A 21,159-nucleotide genomic window follows, 5' to 3' on the forward strand; every position below is an offset into this window, starting at 1 on the left:
GTTAGATTTTACCATCAAAAAAGACAAACATGATAAAGCAAGTCGGTTTGAGTATTGTGCTTACTGCCAGTGTAATAAGCGCAGCCGAAGCTCAGACAAAATTAGTGGAGAAGGTAACCAAGCAAGGAAGCGAACTGGTTATACCTTACTCAAAGTATAAGCTATCTAATGGCCTTACTCTAATTGTACACGAGGATAATTCTGATCCGGTAGTACACGTGGATGTTACCTACCACGTAGGCTCAGCCCGCGAAGAGGTAGGCAAGTCTGGTTTTGCGCACTTTTTTGAGCACATGATGTTCCAGGGCTCAGATAACGTAGCCGACGAAGAGCACTTCAAGATTGTGTCTGAATCTGGTGGTACGCTGAATGGTACAACCAACCGCGACAGAACAAACTATTTCGAAACAGTGCCTAGCAACCAGCTGGAGACAGCACTGTGGCTGGAGGCTGACCGTATGGGCTTCTTATTAGATGCTGTAACGCAGCAGAAATTTGAAGTGCAGCGCGAAACAGTAAAGAACGAGCGTGGCCAGAATTATGACAACCGTCCGTACGGTTTGGTATACGAAAAAACCTCTCAGAACCTTTACCCTTACGGCCACCCTTACTCCTGGACAACCATTGGTTACATTGAGGACCTGAACCGTGTAAACGTAAATGACCTGAAAAACTTCTTCCTGCGCTGGTACGGCCCAAACAATGCTACTGTAACAGTTGGTGGCGACGTAAAGCCTGAAGAAGTCGTGAAACTGGTAGAAAAATACTTTGGCTCTATTCCTGCTGGCCCTGCCGTACAGGACATGAAGCCAATGATACCGAAGCTGGACAAAGACCGTTACGTATCTTACGAAGACAACGTGCGTTTCCCGATGCTGCGCATGACCTACCCTACCCCAGAGGCAGGACATAAAGATGAGCCAGCACTGGATGTATTAGCAGAAGTATTAGGACAAGGTAAAAACTCTATCTTCTACAAAAACTTTGTAAAAGATCAGAAAGCCATGCAAGCTTCTACCTTCAACTCAACTTCTGAGCTTGCCGGTGAGTTTGGCATTACAGTAGTTACTTACCCTACCAACAAACTTGCCGACATGGAAGCTCTGGTACGTAAGTCGATTGCTGATTTTGAGACTCGCGGAATTTCTGACGATGACCTTATTCGTTTCAAGGCATCTGCCGAGAGCAGCCTGATTAACAGAATGGCAAGCGTAAGCGGTAAAGTATCGCAACTGGCTTCTTACGAAACGTTCCGTAACAACCCGAACTACATTCAGGAGGAAATCAAGCGTATCAACGCTGTTACCAAAGCGGATGTAATGCGCGTGTACAACCAGTATATCAAAGGCAAAAATGCTGTTATACTTAGCGTAGTACCAAAAGGCAAGTCTGACATGGTTGCTAAAGCTGATAACTATACTGTCTCTAAAGACGGTTATGTAGCTGCTACAGAAGACTATAGCAACCTGAAGTATACTAAGGCTGTTGATACATTTAATCGTAGCAAACGTCCTGAAATTGGTGCAAACCCAGTGGTGCAAGTGCCTAACTACTACACCACAAAGCTGAAAAACGGCTTAAAGATAATTGGCGCCAAGTCTGATGAGATCCCAACAGTAACGTTGCAACTTTCTATTAAAGGAGGTCACCGCTTATCAGCAAATGATATGAGCAAGGCAGGTGTGGCATCGATTACTGCTGCTATGCTGAACGAGGATACTGAGAACTATACTTCAGAGGAGTTTACAAACGAGCTCAACAAATTAGGTAGCTCTGTTAGCATCTACTCCGGCTCCGAGGAAACATATGTTTACGTACAGTCGCTGAAGAAGAACCTGGACAAGACGCTGGCCCTGATGGAAGAGCGTATGTTTAAACCTAAGTTTAACCAGGACGATTTTGACCGTCTGAAAAAGCAGCAATTAGAAGGCATTGCTAACACGGCAACGCAACCAACTGCTATTGCAAACAATGTATACTTGAAGCTGCTTTATGGCGAAGGTCACATTGAGGCAATGCCATCTTCAGGTACGGCTGAGACCGTGAACAACATCACTTTGGATGATGTAAAGACGTTCTACCAAGCTAATTTCTCCCCTTCTGTAGCAAACCTTGTAGTGGTTGGTGATATTACAGAAAAAGAGATCATGGGTAAACTCAACTTCCTGAAGAACTGGAAGAAGAAGGATGTGAAACTGGTAGCTGATACAAAGGCACCGGCCATCGAGAAAACCCGCATCTACTTTGTAGACAAGCCTGATGCTGCTCAGTCTGAGATCAGAATTGGTTATGTTGGCATACCTTACGATGCAACCGGTGAGTACTATAAGCTTGGCCTGGTGAACTATAACCTGGGTGGTGCCTTCAACAGCCGCATCAACCTGAACCTGCGCGAAGACAAAGGCTATACGTATGGTGCCCGTTCATACTTTGCAGGTTCTAAGTTTGCCGGTCCGTTCACGGCTTCTGCCGGCGTTCGTGCCGATGCTACAGCCGAGTCTGTAACCGAATTCATGAAAGAGCTTACCAACTTCAGCAAGACAGGTATCACTGAGGATGAAGTAAAGTTCATGAAGAGCTCAATCGGTCAGTCTGATGCACGTAAGTATGAAACTCCTGGTCAGAAAGCCGGCTTCCTGGGTCGCATTATTGAGTACGACCTGAACAAGGACTTCGTGAAAAAGCAGACTGATATTCTTAACAACATCACCAAAAAAGACATTGATGCGCTTGCAGCGAAACACCTGCCGGTAAACAACATGCACATTGTGGTGGTTGGCGATAAGAAAACAGTGCTTTCTAAACTACAAGCACTTAATTATGAAGTAGTTGAGCTAGACACTGATGGCAACCCGATCGGTAGCTCATCCGTAAAATAAGGTACATACTACACTTTAGAAGAGTCTCCGGATATTTTCGGGGACTCTTTTTTTGTACCCATTTCAGAAAGTGACTGTGCGCCATACTTGTAACCCCGCAACTTTGTAAATCCGTAAAGTGTATTGCAGCGCCGGGAAAGCCATACGTTGGTTTACCCTTATAGAAAAAGTAATTTTAAGCCGTTTACTGCGTTGCATTAAAAATTATACAAACACTTTATGATTAAAAGATCTTTCATACCTATTTGGGTATTAACTATGTGCAGTTTACTGCTTTTTAGCAGCTGCGAAGACAACGATGGCGTCATCTTTTCTATTCAGGATGATATAAGACTAGGCCAGCAGGTGGCTGAAGAAGTAGACTCGACTTACCGCGCCCAAGGCAAACTCCTCGATCCAAACAGCACCAATGCCAAAACACAGCAAGCTTACCAGAGCCTGAACCGTATTGTGAACCGTGTGCTTAACTCAGGCCAGGTAAAGTATAAAAGCGAATTCCCCTGGACGGTGAAAATCATCAAAGACGACGAGACACTAAATGCCTTTGCCTCTCCGGGTGGTCAGATCTATGTTTTTTCCGGGTTGGTAAAGTTCCTGGAAGATGAGGATCATTTTGCCGGTGTGCTGGCCCACGAAATTGCTCATGCCGATAAGCGCCACAGCGTAAAACAACTGCAACGCGATTATGGTATTGCTCTGCTCTTATCTGTTGCACTGGGTAACGATCCCGGTACACTACAGGCCATTGCCGGCCAGTTAGCTGGCACATTAGCCGGCTTACGCTTTAGCCGAGAGGCCGAGACTGAAGCCGACAACACCTCTGTAGATTACCTGGCGGGCACCAATTACTATGCCTGCGACGGAGCAGCCGGATTCTTCGTAAAAATGCAGCAGGAAGGGCAACAGGCAACTCCACCAGAGTTTATAAGCACACACCCTGACCCAGGCAACAGAATTCAGAACATACAGCAACTTGCACAACAAAAAAGCTGTAAAACAACCTCAGCGGCAGACACCGATTTTCAGCAGCTGAAGAATGCTTTAAATTAACACAACTGTAAATGCCTGCCTACCAGCAGGCATTTTTGCTTACGTACTATATCACTATGAAAAAAGTAAAGGATAAACTGGCAGGCACTATACTTAAAGCCGAAGAGAAAATAGACTACCTTACCTTTAAGTTGAAGGATAAGCTATGGAGAAACAAGCCACTGCACATCGTAACCTATCGCAGCTACGGCACTCCCGAACGCCTCTATGTAAAAGGACGCGTGTTAGTAAATAAAGGCATCAGGCAATCAGAAGAAACCCATACTACCTGGGAGAACCTTTTAAACATGTACCGCCGCTTCGAAAGCGACGAGATACCCAATGCACGCGTGCAGCTTACACTGCAGGGGCAACAACATGAGATAACTACTGATGTAGAAGGTTATTTTGTACTAAACATCCAACCCCAGACACCACTACAACTCGACGACATCTGGCATCCAATTGAGCTAGAGCTCCTGGAAGCACCCGTAAATGGGTTTGAACCAGGCATAAAAGAAACAGCTTATGTGCTTGTGCCGCCTCCGGACGCAGAGTACGGCATCATCTCGGATATTGATGACACCATAGTACGCACCGGTGCCACCAGCTTGCTAACAACAGGCAGGAATGTGCTCTTAAACAATGCCCATACCCGCATACCTTTTCATGGGGTATCGCAGTTTTACAAGGCTCTCCAGCTGGGGCGTAATGGCAAGCGCAACAATCCGTTCTTTTACGTTAGTAGCAGCCCCTGGAACAACTACGACCTACTTTACCATTTCCTGGAGCTAAACGAGATACCACAGGGCCCTCTCCTGCTCCGCGACTTCGGTATAGACGAAACAAAGCTAGGCCACTCCGACCACATGAGCCACAAGTATAAAGAGATAGAGAATATCCTGATCACCTATCCTAAACTAAACTTTGTATTGATCGGCGACAGCGGACAGCAGGATGCAGCTATTTACAGCGAAGTAGTACGCAAACATCCGGGGCGCATTATGGCAATTTATATCAGAGATGTAGCCATTGAAAAACATACGAAAAAAGTTGAAAAGATTTTTGACGAGCTTAAAGAAGAAGGTGAAGTAGAAATAGTGCTAGTAAAAGATACAGCAGCAGCAGCCGCGCATGCCGCTGATTGTGGGTATATCTTTACTGAAAAAGTTGAAGAAGTAGAAAAAGAAGCTGAAGTGGATGAGGCTGGTGATGAGGAATAGCTTACAGGCCATACTTTGAGTACTATGAAAATCCGGTAGCGTATAAGTTTATACTTTACCGGATTTCGCTTTTGTCCATGTAAGGCTGCCAGTTCACAATAAGCACCTTTTCGTCTTCTAGCAGCAAGTAACCATAGTCGTAGCAGAAATGGTAGGTGTTGCCCTGCCTGGTGCGGTAAAGGTGGGTAAAGTGCCTGAAATCGAAGCCGGCCAGTTGGAGCACCTCGCGGCGCAGAGTGGTCTTGCCCTCGGGGCTGGCCCGCTGGAGCACCTGCCGGTTGTGGCGCAGCTTATTGTTAATCTCTTTCATCAAGCGCTCACCCGTGTCCTCGGAGCGCCTCCGGTTGCTGGCTGCCGCGCGGCATTGGTTGGAGCAGTAGCGCTTACCGACCCTGCCCACCAATGGCTGGTCACAGGTTTCACAAGTTCTTTTCAGGTTGTCCATAGGCTAGAGCTGCATTAAACGCAAATAAACGATTAAAATCGTTATATACGTTTATAAACGCACTTAAACGTATAATCTGCGCTTAAGTGCGCGAAATACACCAATTTAGCGCCTGTATAACAGATTGCCTGCCATGACACAAGTAAATTCTCAGTCTGCTGTTTTCCTTAATACCCTTGAGCATGAGGGAAAGCGTTTTATCCGCCTATGGTTTAAGGCCAATCCCTTTATTGCAAAGCGCTTAAAAGAGGCGACCTGGATTAAGTACAGCAAAACCTATAAGTGCTTTGTGATGCACCACAGCCCGCAAAGTATAGATATGACATTTGCGCACTTTCAGGGACTGGCGCAGGTTAACACGCGCTACCTTTACCGCCCCAATAGGTTGAAACCCAGCAAACTGGTTCCTGTTTTGGCAGGTGGGCAGCAGGGCGAGCCGCTCCAAAAGCTGCCGGATATGCCTGTAGTAAAGCTGCAGCCCATGCTAACAGCAGACAGCATAACTATGATCAGCGTAACTTTTAAACCATGTGAGCGTGTTTACGAGACCCTCAGATACAGCAAGCTTGCCAACTGGCAGCGGGAGCAGAAGTGTTTCGCCATACCTGAGGGCGGGCAGCACATACAGGCCCTGGCCAAGGAACTGGAAGGCGTTGGCTGGCTATGGCTGAGCCAGGAGTTGGTGGTGCGCGACATCGTGCTGCTGCGCAAACTCTGGGAGCAAACCTATATGAAGGGAACCGACTACATCACCTGCCCGATCGACTACCTGGAGAAGCTCTTTTTGCTCAACTACTCCATGAACACCATCCGCACCTACCACTCCCTGCTGCTGCGCTTTCTCAACAGCCACAAAGACAAGGGGATGGAGCAGGTTAACACCTTCACTGAGGAGGACATCAACCAGTACCACCGGCAGATGGTGCAGGCCGGAGCCTACTCCTGCTCTTTTGTGAACCAGAGCATCAACGCCGTCAAGTTCTACTATCAGCGGGTGCTGGGCCGCCACGAGGTGCAGCTGCGCAACGTGGAGCGGCCCGAGAAACCCGACAGGCTGCCCACCGTGCTCAGCAAGGAAGAGGTGAAGCGGATTCTGGAGGCCACCGACAACCTCAAACACCGCTGCATGCTGCAGCTGCTCTACGCAGGGGGGCTGCGGATCGGCGAGGTGATCAACCTGAGACTCAGCGACGTTAAGTCGGACAGAAACCTGCTGCTGATCAGGGGCGGCAAGGGCAAAAAGGACCGCACCACCGTGCTCTCGCAGAAACTACTGGAGAACCTGAGGATGTATTATAAAGAGTACAAGCCGAAAGAGTGGCTGTTCGAGGGGCAGTATGGCGGGCAGTACACGGTGGAGAGCATCCGTAACGTGTTCCGGGCCAGCAAGGCGAAAGCTGGGGTAAAGGCGCCTGCCACGCCCCACACGCTGCGCCATTCCTTTGCCACGCACCTGCTCGAGCAGGGAACGGATTTAAGGTACATCCAGGTGCTGCTGGGGCATCGATCCAGCAAGACCACCGAGGTTTACACCCACGTCACCACCCATGCCTTGGATAAAATTGTAAGCCCGCTGGATAATCTCTAGAAAACTGCTATATTCGCTTGAAAATCTAAATGCATGCGCACTTCAACCACAAGTACCACATCCAGGCGGCTAATGTGCGCAGAAGCACGCTGCAGCAATTACGTACATAGTGCAGATAAGCGTATGTTTACGTTTATACCATAGTTATGTGCTATATAATGACAAATGAAAAAAATAGATGGCAGTAGATTATTACACTGATGTTTTAGGTGACCTGTTTATTCATGAAATGAACATCGATTTTATTTCAAAGTCTACCACACTTGCTTTTGGCTACCATCCTGAATCCCACCAAGGAAAAACCCATGAACTAAAATTCACAGGTGTTGTATGGCAGGAATTTAGAAATTTCAATTGCTACAATGTACTCTTTGATATTGAAGTAACAGAAGACTTTGCAGAGTTTAGAAGTAGGGAAAAAGATTATCTAAAAAGCATGAAAGGCTATTTTCCGATTGACATTCTAAATGAAATAGAAAAGGACAAAAGTCTTCATTATTTCTTTATTGGAACATCAGTTGGAGTTGAAGGTTTTGTGATTTGCAAAGAAGCTTCAGTGAAAGAAATCGGTGTTGGTATTAAAAAATCCAGCACATAACAAGACCTATAAGGTAGCTGCGCCATCTTATAGCAGAGCCGTTGGTGGTAATTCATGCATACATTTAACAGCCTTCACATACCCAAAACATGATTCGAATATTTACCTTCGCAACTGCGCTATTATTGTTTCTTGTTTGCCAGACATCGGCACAAACGTCAGATTCTTTGCGGCAAAAAATACAACAAATTATTTCAACAAGGAATGCAACTGTTGGGGTTTCGATTATCGGTAACAATGGTAAGGACACTTTATCAATAAATGGAGAAAGGCGCTTTCCCATGCAAAGTGTCTTTAAATTTCATATCGCCTTAGCAGTCTTATCCCAAGTCGATAAAGGAAGGTTGTCGCTTGACCAAAAAATCAAAATCGAGAAAAAAGACTTGTTGCCCGGTCTTCATAGTCCCCTCCGGGAAAAGTATCCGAATGGCGCAACGCTGCCACTCGCTGAAATTATAAGCTATACCATTTCCAACAGCGATAATGTAGGGTGTGATGCGTTGTTAAGGCTTCTTGGCGGACCTACGGAAGTTGAAAAGTATTTTTTAAGAAATAACTTCAAAGACATTTCAATAAAAATCAATGAAGAAGTAATGCAGAACAATTGGGACCTGCAATTTCAAAACTGGACGACCCCGAAAGCTGCCAACAACGTTTTAGAAGCCTATTATCACAACCAGAAAAAACTACTTTCCCCAAGAAGTTATGACTTTGTCTGGAAAGAAATGAGAGAAAACGAATCAGGCAAAAACAGATTGAAAGGACTACTGCCTGAAGGCACTGTTGTTGCTCACAAAACAGGTTCGTCCGGAAAAAATAAAACAACCGGGATAACAGCAGCGGTCAACGATATTGGCATTGTCTTTTTGCCCAATGGAGAACATTTTTTAATCAGTGTTCTTGTATCCAACTCAAAAGAAGACTTTAACACGAACGAAAAAATCATCGCTGATATTTCTAAAGCAGCCTGGGACTATTTTAATACACATAGTAAATAAATCTACCACCAACATTGTGTAAACGGCAGCCTCGCCTAACGGCCTCCGCAGCTTACACGAGACCGTTAGCGGTTATTGCATACACACGCACCCCTATTCATAATGAAATAAAAAATGAAAACTAATAAAATTCATTACATATCAGGCATAGCAATGATATCTTTTGTAGGTATTCATTTATTTAATCACATATTAAGCATTTGGGGTGCTGATAGACATATTGACATGATGAATGTTTTGCGGTTCTTTTATCGGAATATTTTCATAGAAGCAATTTTACTGTTTGCTGTTTTTGTGCAAATCGTTTCAGGATTGAAACTTTTCAAGGAGAACAGAAAAACAGCAGCTTCACCATTTGACAAACTACAAATTTGGACAGGACTTTACTTGGCAGTTTTTTTCATCATCCATTTAAGTGCTGTTTTGAGTGGACGAATTTTTCTGCACCTGGACACAAACTTTTATTTTGGAGTAGCAGGATTAAATTCGTTTCCTTTCAACCTTTTTTTTATACCCTATTACGGACTTGCCATAGTTTCATTTTTTGGCCACATCGCTTCTATTCATAGTAAAAAAATGAAACAGACTATTTTTGGTTTGTCCCCTAACAGACAATCGATCGCAATCGTGACTTTTGGAGTTGTTCTGACCATTGTAATATTTTACGGACTCACAAATCATTTTAACGGAGTAACAATCCCAAAAGAATACGGGGTTTTAATTGGAAAATAAAAAAACAAACCCGTAACGGTCATTGAAAACGACTTGCTTCAATTAACAAAAGGACATATGAAAAGCAATGGTAACACGTCCAGTATTCCTGCTAAATCGATATTAAAAAAAGACAGTGAATTGTTTGACTATATCGACAGTTATCAAAGTTTTTTTTCTGATACTGAAGAGAGCATCGACTCAACAAAAATTGGGGTCTTGTTTTTTTCAGGCAGGTCTAAACTGGGGAGTACTCTATTTGCGATAAGAAACAAAATTGTTAGACTTTTCGGTCTTAAAACATCAGCGCAACTAAGCAACAAACAGAAATTGCTTGACAGTTTTAAATGCGAACCAGGTGATCAACTCGGCCTTTTTAAAGTATTTGACAAGACAGAAAACGAGGTCATATTAGGCGAAAACGACAAACATCTGGATTTTAGGGTTTCATTATTTCTTGACAGACTTCTGGATGAAGCAGGCCAAAAAAGTTTGACGATAACAACGACCGTAAAATTCAATAACCTCTTCGGGCGAGTTTATTTTTTGTTCGTTCGGCCTTTTCATAAACTTATCGTTCCTGCAATGTTAAAAGGCATGATCAACCGAATAGAAAACGAAAAATCAACCAACCGCTAACAAAGGGTTTAAGTTATGCCCGGGTGCATGCACCCGGTTCTTTTAACTTTTTAATTACGCTTATGCTGGGGGAGAGGTGAAGTACTGTTAATCGGGCACAACTCAAACCCAAACCGTTGTAGGATATTGAAATTATGAAGAAACTATACTGTTGGCGGTGCAAAATGGAAGTCCCGATGTTAGATGAGTCGGAATTTGAAGTAGCGAATCGGCTTTATAGTGAAGGCATTAAAAATACTTCTCCAGGTTTAACCAGAGAAGCCCGCTATCAGCCATTGCTCGATTACTATAAAGAAGTAACAGGAATGGAAGAGACGGAGCCCAATGCTATCATGCATCACAGAATCGCTCAGTATGGACCTCCTTGTGAAAACTGTGGCAAACCATATAGAACATCGAAAGCATCATTTTGTGCTGCCTGTGGACATAAAAGAGAGTCAAAATAAAGAAAACAACAACCTACAACACAATGCATGCTCAACCTTCGCTACGCTTCAGGCTCCGCATGCACCCGTCCGTTGGCCGTGATTGGGATTATTTTCAGGTTTTAAAGTGGCGTGTCTTTCAGGCTCTTTAGGGGCTGGAGGGCATCAAAGGCCACTAAAGCTTGAGCAACCGATTGAAAAAGAGCCAAAGGCATGAATGGAATTTGGGCCGGGAAGTCTTGCTTCGGCGATGCCGGGAGAAAGCCAGCGCTTTCGGACGGGGGCGTCCAGGCAAGACTTTGGTGGGGCGAAGTTATAGCCTGAAAATGACAAAGTCAAGTCTATAACTTAGGCTCGAGGTGGCTCTTTTTCAATCGGTTGCGGCAATAGAGGGGCCAATGATTAGTCAGTCTTTCTTTAGATGGTGGCCAGCCCGGAGCCTGACGCCTGCGGAAACATTGCCGATACAAGCATCAACAGTATTTCCTTCGGCTAAAGCGCCACTTAGAATGGAATTTAAGAGGAGAAAATAACCCAACCATGCAGGTTGTTTTTCCCTTGAAACAAAAGAAAAAAGTTCGCATTAATCCGGGGTAAAGTTCGCATAACCCGGTAGGAAAAAGGGAAAAACAACCTCGACCAACACCGTCCAGATGCCATTGGAGGAACCTTGCCGAGCACAGCGAGCCTCCAACGAGACACCATCTGGACTAACGTTAGAGCAAATTTAAATTATGAAGGCAAGATCTGTGACGCTATTCCTACTCCTCATGGTTGGGGTCCTTAGTTCATGTGACTATTTTATAATACAAGAAGGGTGGGTTGTTGATTCGCAGACAAAGGAGCCTATAGGCCAAGTCCAAGTAGAACTACTAATCAACAATGACGATAATAGAACTCCGTTAGGATATGAATTTGACACTTTGACAATTGAAAGTCGAGACAGCCTGAACAAAGCACTGGGCATAGGCAAGAAATGGGAAGAGCAGGGTTGGTATGTATCTGTTCCAAGTATAGAAACTGGAAGGTACGCTCGACACGTACCATTGAAAACAGACTCTGTTGGATATTTTAACGTCCTACTTCATACTGTATATTATTCCAAATATAATTTTAAATTCACCAAGACAGGATACTTTGAAAAAGTTGTTACTGATGAGGATATTGAGAGACTCTTTTGGCAGCAAAAAGATACTCTTATAGTTAGTATGGAAAAAATTAAACCTTCGCATTTCATTAATTAAAAAAACAGGCTCTAACAAGGTATAAAAGCCATACTTCGGCTACGCCTCGTTCGCTTTTTATACAAGCCGTTGTAGGCAATTTAAACTATAGGTTATGAAACAAGTAAATTGGATGTTGCTTCTGTTGTTTGTCTTTTTATCTATTGCGTCAGGATGTATAAAGAAGGAAGATGACTTGATTGGTCCCGTTTGCCAAGGCTGTACTATAATAAAAGGGCAGCTTACTTCTGGTGACGGAACAATTCCCATTGCTAATGCTAAAATAACCTCAAACTGGATAAAAACTTTTTACCTTCAGGGTGGCACTATCAGAAAGAAAGCTGCCACAACTACTGATTCCAAAGGATATTATGAGTTGAAGTTTCAAATTAGGGATGATGAGAAAGGAGAAGGCTATTTCAAAACGGAAATTCTCCCACCTTCAGTAGAATACCTTTCCTGTTCCAACATCGGTCACAGTTTTGCTTTTTTTGATTTAAAAAAAGACACAACCATAGTAGTTAATTATTTTATACCTAAAAGAGCATTTGTTGAATTGCGTTTAACTAATCAAAGCCAAATAAAGGCTTCCGATTACTTTGCAAGCTCATTTACTTCAAAGATGGGGATAGACGGAAAACAAGGCTGTGCACCAGTCATAACATGGAGCGGTGGGTTACCCTCCAATCCTGTTCTTGAAGTTGCTGCAGAACAGCCTGTCATTGTCACGACACATAAGACTAAAGATGGGGTCAAAACTACAACCTATGACACTTTAAATCTATCAGAAGGTCAAAAAGCTGTTTATAATGCAGAGTTTTAAATAAAACTACCTACAACAACACCTAAAAAGCATAAAACGCTTTTTAGCCAAGCCGTTGGCAGAAATTAGAATAATGAAAGATTACTCTCATCTTGTACATAATTGTATAATAAATAAACTGGAACATGATTTCGTATCCAGAACAATTACTTTCTTCCTTGACGGTGGAGAAGAAAAAGGAATGATGGAAGTTCAATTTGTAGGGGTAATTAATCAAGACTTTAAAGTCATTGACAGTTATAACTTACTTTCTGGGATAGAAGAAACAGATTGGAGTGGCTTAGAATCAGAATTCCCTGACCTGATGAATTACTATAAGCACTACAAAAGGATATCTGATGAAAACCAGAAAAAAATAGCTGATAGAATAGCCAAATGTTTTTCTATCAGCAGCCATACTGGACTGTTCGGTTATATAATAGCTGAATCCATAATTTTCAAAAAAATAAATCCTGCCAACAAGACCTATAGTGCATAAACGCACCATAGCAAAACCGTTGGCGAAAATTATATGATAAACTTGATTCATTCATTAAGAATATGGTTTAATTCTCCTAGCAGAGAAGTATATGATAGCATTACGCAAGTTTTAGGAGTTGAACCTCAATCAGTCTTTAGCAAGGAAGTTGATAGAGATATTCCATCGGTTTGGATGTATGAAGTTGATGTAAGTGCAGTGAATGATCACTATGATTACATAAACAAATTTTGTGATTTATTAGATGGAAGATATGATCAATTAAAGGAAATAGGAATCGAAAAAAATCAAATATCGATTTGGACATTATATGGATATGAAGGGCAATGTAACATAGAATATGATCCAAAAGATTTAAAAAGATTAGGTGATAATGGAGTTAAACTATGTTTTTCCTGCTGGGACAATGGTTATGACAATTAAAATTTTGAATAATTAACTTTCTCCAACCAAGTTCAGCCATTATGCTCGGCTCCGCCTCGCCCATCGGCTGCACCAGCACGTTACCTATCATTATAATCTATAGAACTTTGGCTTGTAAATAAGCGTTAATGTAATAACTTTGTAATTACATTAAATAATAAGTGTTATGGAAGTATCAATCATTAAAATAGGAAATTCCAAGGGATTACGGCTGACAAAGTCCATTCTGGACAGGTATAACATCAAAGATAAAGTTGAGCTTATTCTGGAAAAAGGGCAGATTATTCTAAAACCAGTCGAGCATCCAAGAAAAGGCTGGGACAAGGCATTCATGAAAATGCATGAAAACGGCGATGACCAGCTTTTACTGGATGATGTGTTTGGTGATGAAAGCTTTGACGAATGGAAATAAGCCAATATGAGATAGTCTTAGTGAATCTGGACCCCACTGTAGGTAGTGAAATACAAAAGACAAGACCCTGTGTGGTGATATCCCCTGATGAGATTAACCATAACCTAAGAACAGTAGTTATAGCGCCCATGACTACCAAAAGCCGTAGTTATCCAACTCGTGTGAAAGTGAAGCACAATAATCAAGCGGGGTGGGTAGTGATTGACCAGATAAGGACAATTGATAAAGTCCGCATCGTTAAAGTGTTAGGAAAGTTGAATCCATCAGAAGTAGCAGCCTGCAAGAGTGTGATAAAAGAAACCTTCGTGGACTAGTAAAGAACAACGTTAGGTATCCCAGTTCCGCCGTAACCCCTTGCTACGCTTCGGGCTTCGGCTGCACAAGACGTTACCCACAATAGGAGTTTTTAAAAGTTTACATATAAGGAAACTTTTCTTTATCTTTGGCAGTATCTAAAGAGAAGAACTAATGCAACAAAAATTTGAAGTTGACTTGCTGGAGGAGGCTTTCAAGTATTTGGAATCGCTTGAACTGAAGCACCGAGAGAAAATACTTCAGAATATCCGGAGAGCACAGTTCCACACCGACCCTAAGCTGTTCAAGAAGCTAACGAACGAAATCTGGGAGTTCAGGACTCTTTATGCTGGGCTTCAGTACAGACTTCTTGCCTTCTGGGATAAAGCAGACAAGAAAGAAACACTTGTACTAGCCACCCATGGTTTTGTCAAGAAAAACAGCAAAGTAGATAAAAGAGAAATTGACAAGGCCGAGCGTATTCGGGAAATCTATTTTAAAGAGAAATAACCATGAAAAAATATTCATTAAGTGAAGCCGAGGATAAGCTTATCGGTATAAAGGGAACGCCTGAGCGTGACAACTATGAGTTCGAGCTCAAGTTGGAGCTGATTGGAGACATGATTCAAGCAGCAAGAAAAGAAAGAAACCTGACGCAGGAGCAACTTGGGCAGCTTGTGGGTGTGAAAAAAGCCCAAATATCCCGACTTGAGAATAATGCCACTAACGTGACAATAGATACCATTCTTAAAGTCTTTAGTGCACTCGAGGCAAAGGTTAACTTCAAAGTTGAATTACTCAACAGACAAGTGAAAGTTGCCTAAAAGAATCAAAGTGGGTAACCCTGTGCAGCCTAAACCCTTGCTATACTACGGGCTTTGGCTGCACTTATCCGTTGTACCACAAGTAAATCAGCATCCCTCTAAAAAGCATAATTCCTCCTGACCTCTGCCATAATTCGCCGTAAGCAATAGTCTAACCTTAGGATTGCTATGGTAGATATGACAAAGGCTAAGATCATACTTTTTATACTTTGGTTAGTAAATTTCTCTGCGGCCTCTGTGCCACTCCCAGCATCAACAGCTGATTCAGATACAATCACCACCTCCCGTGCAGCCATCAACCTGGGCTTATATGGGCATTATGGATTTATCATCCCCCACTCCCAGGACATCCGAAATATAGCCGACTCAAACCCTTGGGGTATTACTACAGAACTGAGTATACATTTTACAGATAGTGCCTCCTGGCAGTACCTGCAGGCTTACCCCAGGCTGGGAGCTACGTTTGCCTACTACAATTTTGATAAACCGGATGTGCTTGGTAATGCCTATGCCCTTATACTTTATGTAGAGCCTTTCCTGTCGGCCCATAAGAATTTCAGCCTGTCGTTCAGGCTTGGCGCCGGCTTGGCTTACATGAACAACGTTTACCACCCCACAACTAATCCCGATAACTTGTTCTATAGCACCAAAATAAGCTTTCCGCTGGTGGCAAACCTAATGGCCAATTACAGGCTGAACGACTATCTGCTGCTTAGAGCAGGCGCCACATACAAGCACATATCAAACGGTGGTATAAGGCAACCGAATAAGGGCATTAACTTTCCGTCGGCATCGCTAGGTATAGATTATGCATTAAGGCCGGCACACTTTCCGCAGCGCCAGCCAATTGCAATTAAAAGCGGCGAACGAAAGCGCCATTACCTGGTTGCCATACTTGGTACTATGAAAGACCGTAAAGACATACCAACCGATAAGCTGCCTCTTGTGGGAATTAATGCCTACGCCAGCCAAAAGCTAGGCAGGTTAAGCGCCTTAACTGCCGGTGCAGAATGGGTGGCCGACTATACGCTTAAAGAAAACCTGAAAGACAGGGGCAGGAACGAAGACTTCCAGCGGGGTGCCCTGCTTGCCGGCCATGAACTATACATTGGCAGGTTTAGGTTTAGCCAGCAACTGGGGGTATATGTTTATGCTCCGTCCAAAGGCCGCGATCCTGTTTACCAACGCTGGGGGCTGGAGTATCATACGGCAAAGAGGTTGTTCTGGGGCATTAACCTTAAAGCACACCGCCATGTGGCCGATTTCCTTGATGCGCGTGTTGGGCTAAGGCTGAAGTAGGCGTTTGCTGCATTATACTAGGTATTACTACAGTCAGATACAGCTTATACCATTAGTGCCCTTTCAACGCAATAAAACTAAGCGATACAAAAAAGCAGGCTTAACTGGAATGGTCCGCTACTATTTTCCAGCCATCCGTAAAGTGTTTGAAAACAACAAAGAAGTGGCCTTCGAGGTTGCCCTTTGCTGCTTCACGCTGCAGGTGCCATTTACCAACTACCAGCATGGTTTCCGGTGAGAGTTCGCGCATCTCTTTCACGTCGAAAGTCAGCATACCCATGGCTGAGGCATCAGGATAGCTGCGCTTGTAGTTATCGAGGGTTTGCTGCCAACCATAGGTAAGCCCACGGGAGCCAACAAACAGCAACGAATCCGACTTCCAATAGCCTTGCATATAACACTCCAAATCGCTGCGGCTCCAGCAATCCGATTGCGCCAACAGCACATCGCGAATCTTATTTTTTGCAGCAGCAGTAACCTGAGCAGGAGCTTTGGCAGCGGGTGCGCAGGCTGTTACATAAACTGTAGCAATGGCTGCAAGTATAACAAGTTTACTTTTCACTGTTCTCCGGAAGTATAGATTTGATGTAGGTTGTACCACCTAAGCGCCCCATGGCACGTGCAATTCTGGTTCGGCGCCTTTGCGTATAGCCCGATGGATTTTTAGCTGAGTATTTAATTGGATTAGGCAATACAGCGGCAAGCAAAGCCGCCTGCTGACGGCCTACATTTTTGGCTGGTTTGTTAAAGTATTTCTGCGAGGCCGCCTCAACACCAAAAACCCCATCTCCCATCTCTGCAATATTAAGGTATACTTCCATGATGCGCTGCTTGCCCCAAAGTACCTCAATTAACATGGTAAAATAAGCCTCAACGCCTTTGCGTAGGTAACTGCGGCCATGCCATAAGAAAACGTTTTTAGCTACTTGCTGGCTGATGGTGCTACCCCCTCTTATGTTGCCCCCTTTTTGGTTACGCTTAAAGGCATCCATAATGGCATCCACATCAAAACCGTTATGCTGCAGAAAAAGCTGGTCCTCAGAAGCCACCACGGCCAACGGTAACTGCTCCGACATCTCTTCCAGGCGCACAAACTTATACGCTATTTCAGGGTTTGATTTGTCGGCAGTACTAGCCTCTGCCCTGCGCTTAACCATGTGCAGGGTTGCAGGCGGCGCTACCCATCTGTACAGCAGCACCCATGCAATACTTATCAGGAAAAGGCTAAGCACCAGCTTTACAAACAGCAGTTTTATCTGCCTTAAGCCTAATCTTTTTTTACTCATCTTAAAGGTTGGTTTCGGAGCAGGCAAAGGTACAGAGTTTACCACATTTATCAAGATGGCACTGTTATTCTTGGTTGCCAAATCTAACACAGCTCTGCTTATAACCGTAAGGAAAACATATAACAACGTAAAACCTGTTAGCGCGGCTGTGCGCCAACACCTCCAGAGCATTATGGCAAAATACCTTCCGCTGTTTCCGCTTAACATTGTTGTGTTTCCGGGCGAGAAGCTGAACCTGCATATTTTTGAGCCACGTTACAAGCAGCTGGTTCTGGACTGCACTGAAAACGAAAAATCGTTTGGCATTCCAACCTACATCCAGGATGGCGTAGGGGTGTATGGCACCGAAATGGAAATAGTTCAGATTGAGAAAACCCATCCTAACGGCGAAATGGACATCCGCACTAAGGGCATCCATATTTTTAAGATAGAGCACTTCGATAAAATGGCACCAGGCAGGTTGTATGCTGGTGGCGAAGTAGAAGTGTTTGAAAATGATTACAAGGATGATATCGTAACAAGGCTGAAAATTAAAGAGCTGCTCCAAAAACTTTATAATTCGCTGGGCCTGGAGAAGCTGTTTACAGAGCTGCTGGAGGATTTTAAGAGTTATGACATTGCGCACCACCTGGGCCTGAGTACCGAACAGGAGTATGCCCTTTTGCAGCTACGCACCGAGGCAGAACGCCAGGAAGCTATATTACAGCACCTACAGCAGGTGGTACCCATCATAGAAGCAACAGAGCAGCTAAAGGAACGTGTAAAACAAAACGGGCATTTTAAAAACCTAACGCCTCCAAACTTTTAACCACTGAGCTGTTTATACTTTATGCTTAGTTACTTTCTCATTATAATACCCACCCTGTTTGTAGCTTACCTGCTGCTAAGTTATGTGCAGGAGGTAAAGTATAAACGCAAGCCTTTCTACAAACTTTCTGATGTAGGCTGGCAACATTTTCATCCAGATCCGGAAGCAAAACTACTACATTCTGTCGCTATGCTAGGTGATGTTGGTGCCATCGCCACAGACGGTACAGATCCTGTTATGCAGATGCTGGAGGCATGGCAACAGGAAAATCCAAGTAACAGCACCGTACTTTTTCTAGGGGACAACCTCTACCCCATCGGCCTACCCCCTGAAGGCAACCGGCACCGCAAACTAGCAGAAGATCGCCTGAACGTGATGCTGAGTCATTTTAAAGGCTTTGCAGGACAAGGTATTTTCCTGAGCGGCAACCACGACTGGTTTAAGGGTAGAAAAGGAGGTTATGAGCAGATGCTGCTACAGCAAAAGTATGTGCAAGAACATGGTGGCAGCAATGTTGCATACTTGCCTGAGAACGGCTGCCCCGGACCGGTGGCAATACAGCTGGCAGAGGGTTTACTGCTTGTTGTGATAAACACGCAGTGGTGGGTACAACGCGGCGAGAAACCTTTAGGTAAAAAGTATGGCTGCACCTGCGAAAACATAGATGACTTTTATGCAGACCTGAACCGGCTGCTGCGCGAGAACAGGCACCAGCGCATATTAGTAGCTGCACACCACCCACTCTACAGCAATGCCCTTCATGGAGGCAAGTTTACAGTAAAACAGCATATTTTTCCGCTTACTGCTGCCCATAAACGCTTTTACGTGCCGTTACCTATTTTCGGATCGCTTTACCCTTTTTACAGAAAGCTGTTTGGTGCACACGAGGATATGGCCCACCGAAAGTATAAAAAGATGCGCCGCCGGCTGCTCCGTGTCTTCCACAGATACAACAACATTGTTTATGTGGCTGGCCACGACCATAACCTGCAGCACTTTGAGGTGCAGCAAAACCATTACCTTGTCAGTGGCTCCGGCAGCAAAACTGCCTTTGTTAAAAAAGGTGGAAGAGCTACTTTTACCTTAGAGCAACCCGGTTTTATTACTTTGAACTACTATGATACCGGAGAGGCCTGGGTTGAAGTACACATTACTTCAGAAACCTCCAAAGCAGGTCAGGTGGTCTTCCGGAAAAAACTGGAAACTATACTTCAGCCGGTAGTTTGATTGTTGATTTAGAGTATACTTACTGCTTTACCACACGAACCTGCATTGAAATGTTATAAATAGGTTTGCTAAACTTTCCGGAAGATGCGCAATAAATTACTCAATAATCACCTACAATCAACAACCTACAAGCAGTACTCAAATCACTCATCCATCTCTGGTGTAGGAAGTATAACTTTCAGGCTTCTGGGGTGCATTTCTACTTTTATCACTTCATCCATTTCCACGGGTTCGCCGTCTATGTGCAGTAGTTCATGCTCTGTATTGTAAATGGTGGCTCTGCGACAACTGATCCTGCGCGTAAACACAGAAGTGTCTATACTATCTGTGTAAAGTTTGTATAATATGCCAATGCCAGCAGATTTTGGAAAGGGCTCTATCAGGCAAATTTCAAATTTACCATCGTTTAAAATGCCATCAGGGTTAATAGAAGCGTTAGACCCAAAAGCATTGGCGTTGGCGATGGATACCATAAATGCCTCTCCCTCAAATGTCTCTACATCTGTTTCTATTCGGTACAGTTTAGGTTTATAGCTTAAATACTCCTGCAGAGCTATCCAGGCGTAAGAGCCTGGGCCACGGGTATCGCCGTCACAAAAGCGTTTTACTACCAAGGCATTAAATCCCAGATCACTCAGATGAATAGACGGTATGCCATTTAAAGTGATGGTATCGATATTTCTTACAACATGGCTGTGTATGAGCTCAAGTGCATCTTCTGTATCCTGTGGTATGTTTAAATCTTTAGATAGGCCGTTACCAGATCCCAGGGGCACAATACCAAGTGGGATATTTTTACCAATAAGCAAACTACCTAATATATTAACTGTACCATCACCTCCTACTGCATAGGCTCCGTCAAAATTATTTTCGCTTAACAGTTTTTTGATTTTCTCTTTATCGCCTTGGCCGGTTGTACGGTAAATATGACAGTTAATGTGGTGTTCTTTACATTTATCCTGTATCTCCTCCTCTAGTTCTGCTTTATCAATGTCGCCTGCAATGGGGTTAACAACAAACAACAAATTATGATGCTTCTCAGGATTTTCCATAGTGTAGGGTGTTGTATTATACTATCTGCATCTGATACGAAATAATGAAAACAAAGTAGCTATAAAAAAGAAAACTAACTCCAGTGGCGAAGTTAGTTTCCTGCGTCGGCATAAGCCGGCTTTTACTTAAAATCTTAGCTTTTAGATCCAGACATTCCTGATGATCCGGATTTGCCTGTTCCACTGGATCCAGAGGACTTAGAAGAAGATCCTGAAGAACCAGAAGATTTAGAACTTGACCCCATGGATGAGCTGCTGCTCTTTGCCTGAGGAGATTTAGAAGTATTTGATTTTGATGAAGAAGAGGAAGAACTTGATTTGTTAGTGTCTCCCTTCTTATTTTGATTTGTTGCCATAATCAAATTGCTTTCATAGTAAAACATATAAATTTGAGCAGTTATCACATTACCGGGGTAATGTACCGGGGAGGCAACAGGCACAGCGGCCATGTTGTACTTTATCTTATACACAACCT

25 protein-coding genes are annotated in these 21,159 nt (G+C 43.7%); 20 read left to right on the forward strand and 5 right to left on the reverse strand.

What is annotated here, in order from left to right:
* Positions 1 to 29: 29 nt before the first annotated feature.
* The 3 genes from WG943_RS07620 (at position 30) to WG943_RS07630 (ending at position 5,131) form a co-directional block, all read left to right on the forward strand.
* Positions 30 to 2,879, forward strand: coding sequence for a M16 family metallopeptidase (locus WG943_RS07620; RefSeq protein WP_340407920.1), 2,850 nt, complete (start codon positions 30 to 32; stop codon positions 2,877 to 2,879).
* A gap of 258 nt (positions 2,880 to 3,137) precedes the next feature.
* Entirely contained in the window at positions 3,138 to 3,929 is a 792-nt protein-coding gene (locus tag WG943_RS07625; protein WP_340407922.1) for a M48 family metalloprotease, read from the forward strand.
* 56 nt (positions 3,930 to 3,985) lie between these two features.
* Complete coding sequence (locus tag WG943_RS07630) at positions 3,986 to 5,131, forward strand: App1 family protein (RefSeq protein WP_340407924.1); 1,146 nt, start codon at positions 3,986 to 3,988, stop codon at positions 5,129 to 5,131.
* A 55-nt stretch (positions 5,132 to 5,186) separates the two neighbouring features.
* On the opposite strand, the gene WG943_RS07635 is transcribed toward WG943_RS07630, so the two are convergent.
* Positions 5,187 to 5,441, reverse strand: a complete 255-nt coding sequence (locus WG943_RS07635; RefSeq protein ID WP_340407926.1) for a hypothetical protein — start codon at positions 5,439 to 5,441, stop codon at positions 5,187 to 5,189.
* Between the two features lie 268 nt (positions 5,442 to 5,709).
* Between WG943_RS07635 and WG943_RS07640 the strand changes: the two genes are divergently transcribed.
* The 15 genes from WG943_RS07640 (at position 5,710) to WG943_RS07710 (ending at position 16,311) form a co-directional block, all read left to right on the forward strand.
* Positions 5,710 to 7,164: a tyrosine-type recombinase/integrase gene (locus tag WG943_RS07640; protein WP_340407928.1), complete on the forward strand. Its 1,455-nt coding sequence runs from the start codon at positions 5,710 to 5,712 to the stop codon at positions 7,162 to 7,164.
* A 178-nt stretch (positions 7,165 to 7,342) separates the two neighbouring features.
* Positions 7,343 to 7,762 carry a hypothetical protein gene (locus WG943_RS07645; RefSeq protein WP_340407930.1) on the forward strand — a complete coding sequence of 140 codons (420 nt, stop codon included), beginning with the start codon at positions 7,343 to 7,345 and terminating at the stop codon, positions 7,760 to 7,762.
* 89 nt (positions 7,763 to 7,851) lie between these two features.
* Positions 7,852 to 8,760 carry a class A beta-lactamase, subclass A2 gene (bla, locus tag WG943_RS07650; RefSeq protein WP_340407931.1) on the forward strand — a complete coding sequence of 303 codons (909 nt, stop codon included), beginning with the start codon at positions 7,852 to 7,854 and terminating at the stop codon, positions 8,758 to 8,760.
* A 114-nt stretch (positions 8,761 to 8,874) separates the two neighbouring features.
* On the forward strand, positions 8,875 to 9,492 hold the full coding sequence (locus WG943_RS07655) for a hypothetical protein (RefSeq protein WP_340407932.1): 618 nt from the start codon (positions 8,875 to 8,877) through the stop codon (positions 9,490 to 9,492).
* Positions 9,493 to 9,549: 57 nt separating this feature from the next.
* Positions 9,550 to 10,110 (forward strand): DUF2867 domain-containing protein, encoded by a 561-nt coding sequence (locus WG943_RS07660; RefSeq protein WP_340407933.1) that lies wholly within the window; start codon positions 9,550 to 9,552, stop codon positions 10,108 to 10,110.
* Positions 10,111 to 10,274: 164 nt separating this feature from the next.
* A complete protein-coding gene (locus WG943_RS07665; RefSeq protein ID WP_340407934.1) occupies positions 10,275 to 10,556 on the forward strand; it encodes a hypothetical protein in 282 nt (93 codons plus the stop codon).
* A gap of 713 nt (positions 10,557 to 11,269) precedes the next feature.
* Entirely contained in the window at positions 11,270 to 11,779 is a 510-nt protein-coding gene (locus WG943_RS07670) for a hypothetical protein (RefSeq protein ID WP_340407935.1), read from the forward strand.
* Between the two features lie 94 nt (positions 11,780 to 11,873).
* A complete protein-coding gene (locus tag WG943_RS07675; RefSeq protein WP_340407936.1) occupies positions 11,874 to 12,581 on the forward strand; it encodes a hypothetical protein in 708 nt (235 codons plus the stop codon).
* A gap of 55 nt (positions 12,582 to 12,636) precedes the next feature.
* Positions 12,637 to 13,059: a hypothetical protein gene (locus tag WG943_RS07680; protein ID WP_340407937.1), complete on the forward strand. Its 423-nt coding sequence runs from the start codon at positions 12,637 to 12,639 to the stop codon at positions 13,057 to 13,059.
* 42 nt (positions 13,060 to 13,101) lie between these two features.
* Positions 13,102 to 13,482, forward strand: coding sequence for a hypothetical protein (locus WG943_RS07685; protein ID WP_340407938.1), 381 nt, complete (start codon positions 13,102 to 13,104; stop codon positions 13,480 to 13,482).
* Positions 13,483 to 13,648: 166 nt separating this feature from the next.
* A complete protein-coding gene (locus WG943_RS07690) occupies positions 13,649 to 13,894 on the forward strand; it encodes an AbrB/MazE/SpoVT family DNA-binding domain-containing protein (RefSeq protein WP_340407939.1) in 246 nt (81 codons plus the stop codon).
* Positions 13,885 to 14,208, forward strand: a complete 324-nt coding sequence (locus WG943_RS07695) for a type II toxin-antitoxin system PemK/MazF family toxin (RefSeq protein ID WP_340407940.1) — start codon at positions 13,885 to 13,887, stop codon at positions 14,206 to 14,208. Before WG943_RS07690 ends, WG943_RS07695 begins: the two co-directional genes overlap by 10 nt.
* Before the next feature lie 154 nt (positions 14,209 to 14,362).
* A complete protein-coding gene (locus WG943_RS07700; protein WP_340407941.1) occupies positions 14,363 to 14,698 on the forward strand; it encodes a type II toxin-antitoxin system RelE/ParE family toxin in 336 nt (111 codons plus the stop codon).
* A gap of 2 nt (positions 14,699 to 14,700) precedes the next feature.
* On the forward strand, positions 14,701 to 15,012 hold the full coding sequence (locus tag WG943_RS07705; RefSeq protein WP_340407942.1) for a helix-turn-helix domain-containing protein: 312 nt from the start codon (positions 14,701 to 14,703) through the stop codon (positions 15,010 to 15,012).
* Positions 15,013 to 15,180: 168 nt separating this feature from the next.
* The gene (locus WG943_RS07710) at positions 15,181 to 16,311 is read left to right on the forward strand and encodes an acyloxyacyl hydrolase (protein ID WP_340407943.1); all 1,131 of its coding nucleotides are present in this window, start codon (positions 15,181 to 15,183) and stop codon (positions 16,309 to 16,311) included.
* A gap of 100 nt (positions 16,312 to 16,411) precedes the next feature.
* On the opposite strand, the gene WG943_RS07715 is transcribed toward WG943_RS07710, so the two are convergent.
* Together WG943_RS07715 and mtgA are read right to left on the reverse strand one after the other, a co-directional pair.
* Positions 16,412 to 16,873 carry a YybH family protein gene (locus WG943_RS07715; RefSeq protein ID WP_340407945.1) on the reverse strand — a complete coding sequence of 154 codons (462 nt, stop codon included), beginning with the start codon at positions 16,871 to 16,873 and terminating at the stop codon, positions 16,412 to 16,414.
* Complete coding sequence (mtgA, locus tag WG943_RS07720; RefSeq protein WP_340407946.1) at positions 16,863 to 17,597, reverse strand: monofunctional biosynthetic peptidoglycan transglycosylase; 735 nt, start codon at positions 17,595 to 17,597, stop codon at positions 16,863 to 16,865. The genes WG943_RS07715 and mtgA overlap by 11 nt, the downstream gene beginning before the upstream one ends.
* 172 nt (positions 17,598 to 17,769) lie before the next feature.
* On the opposite strand from mtgA, the gene WG943_RS07725 reads away from it, so the two are divergent.
* Both WG943_RS07725 and WG943_RS07730 read left to right on the forward strand, forming a co-directional pair.
* The gene (locus tag WG943_RS07725; RefSeq protein ID WP_340407947.1) at positions 17,770 to 18,405 is read left to right on the forward strand and encodes an LON peptidase substrate-binding domain-containing protein; all 636 of its coding nucleotides are present in this window, start codon (positions 17,770 to 17,772) and stop codon (positions 18,403 to 18,405) included.
* Positions 18,406 to 18,426: 21 nt separating this feature from the next.
* A complete protein-coding gene (locus WG943_RS07730) occupies positions 18,427 to 19,632 on the forward strand; it encodes a metallophosphoesterase (protein WP_340407948.1) in 1,206 nt (401 codons plus the stop codon).
* Between the two features lie 143 nt (positions 19,633 to 19,775).
* Here the strand turns inward: WG943_RS07730 and WG943_RS07735 are convergent, their stop codons facing one another.
* Positions 19,776 to 20,684 carry a diacylglycerol/lipid kinase family protein gene (locus tag WG943_RS07735; RefSeq protein ID WP_340407950.1) on the reverse strand — a complete coding sequence of 303 codons (909 nt, stop codon included), beginning with the start codon at positions 20,682 to 20,684 and terminating at the stop codon, positions 19,776 to 19,778.
* Between the two features lie 134 nt (positions 20,685 to 20,818).
* Positions 20,819 to 21,154: a hypothetical protein gene (locus tag WG943_RS07740; RefSeq protein ID WP_340407952.1), complete on the reverse strand. Its 336-nt coding sequence runs from the start codon at positions 21,152 to 21,154 to the stop codon at positions 20,819 to 20,821.
* Positions 21,155 to 21,159: the final 5 nt, after the last annotated feature.

The sequence above is a fragment of the Pontibacter sp. H249 genome (assembly GCF_037892465.1).
GTDB lineage: Bacteria > Bacteroidota > Bacteroidia > Cytophagales > Hymenobacteraceae > Pontibacter.

Excerpts from the sequence above, each read along its gene's own strand:
- WG943_RS07620 (WP_340407920.1), top strand. The coding sequence starts at position 30 with ATGATAAAGCAAGTCGGTTTGAGTATTGTGCTTACTGCCAGTGTAATA.
- WG943_RS07625 (WP_340407922.1), top strand. The coding sequence starts at position 3,138 with ATGTGCAGTTTACTGCTTTTTAGCAGCTGCGAAGACAACGATGGCGTC.
- WG943_RS07630 (WP_340407924.1), top strand. The coding sequence starts at position 3,986 with ATGAAAAAAGTAAAGGATAAACTGGCAGGCACTATACTTAAAGCCGAA.
- WG943_RS07635 (WP_340407926.1), bottom strand. The coding sequence starts at position 5,441 with ATGAAAGAGATTAACAATAAGCTGCGCCACAACCGGCAGGTGCTCCAG.
- WG943_RS07640 (WP_340407928.1), top strand. The coding sequence starts at position 5,710 with ATGACACAAGTAAATTCTCAGTCTGCTGTTTTCCTTAATACCCTTGAG.
- WG943_RS07645 (WP_340407930.1), top strand. The coding sequence starts at position 7,343 with ATGGCAGTAGATTATTACACTGATGTTTTAGGTGACCTGTTTATTCAT.
- bla (WP_340407931.1), top strand. The coding sequence starts at position 7,852 with ATGATTCGAATATTTACCTTCGCAACTGCGCTATTATTGTTTCTTGTT.
- WG943_RS07655 (WP_340407932.1), top strand. The coding sequence starts at position 8,875 with ATGAAAACTAATAAAATTCATTACATATCAGGCATAGCAATGATATCT.
- WG943_RS07660 (WP_340407933.1), top strand. The coding sequence starts at position 9,550 with ATGAAAAGCAATGGTAACACGTCCAGTATTCCTGCTAAATCGATATTA.
- WG943_RS07665 (WP_340407934.1), top strand. The coding sequence starts at position 10,275 with ATGGAAGTCCCGATGTTAGATGAGTCGGAATTTGAAGTAGCGAATCGG.
- WG943_RS07670 (WP_340407935.1), top strand. The coding sequence starts at position 11,270 with ATGAAGGCAAGATCTGTGACGCTATTCCTACTCCTCATGGTTGGGGTC.
- WG943_RS07675 (WP_340407936.1), top strand. The coding sequence starts at position 11,874 with ATGAAACAAGTAAATTGGATGTTGCTTCTGTTGTTTGTCTTTTTATCT.
- WG943_RS07690 (WP_340407939.1), top strand. The coding sequence starts at position 13,649 with ATGGAAGTATCAATCATTAAAATAGGAAATTCCAAGGGATTACGGCTG.
- WG943_RS07695 (WP_340407940.1), top strand. The coding sequence starts at position 13,885 with ATGGAAATAAGCCAATATGAGATAGTCTTAGTGAATCTGGACCCCACT.
- WG943_RS07700 (WP_340407941.1), top strand. The coding sequence starts at position 14,363 with ATGCAACAAAAATTTGAAGTTGACTTGCTGGAGGAGGCTTTCAAGTAT.
- WG943_RS07705 (WP_340407942.1), top strand. The coding sequence starts at position 14,701 with ATGAAAAAATATTCATTAAGTGAAGCCGAGGATAAGCTTATCGGTATA.
- WG943_RS07710 (WP_340407943.1), top strand. The coding sequence starts at position 15,181 with ATGGTAGATATGACAAAGGCTAAGATCATACTTTTTATACTTTGGTTA.
- mtgA (WP_340407946.1), bottom strand. The coding sequence starts at position 17,597 with ATGAGTAAAAAAAGATTAGGCTTAAGGCAGATAAAACTGCTGTTTGTA.
- WG943_RS07725 (WP_340407947.1), top strand. The coding sequence starts at position 17,770 with ATGGCAAAATACCTTCCGCTGTTTCCGCTTAACATTGTTGTGTTTCCG.
- WG943_RS07730 (WP_340407948.1), top strand. The coding sequence starts at position 18,427 with ATGCTTAGTTACTTTCTCATTATAATACCCACCCTGTTTGTAGCTTAC.
- WG943_RS07735 (WP_340407950.1), bottom strand. The coding sequence starts at position 20,684 with ATGGAAAATCCTGAGAAGCATCATAATTTGTTGTTTGTTGTTAACCCC.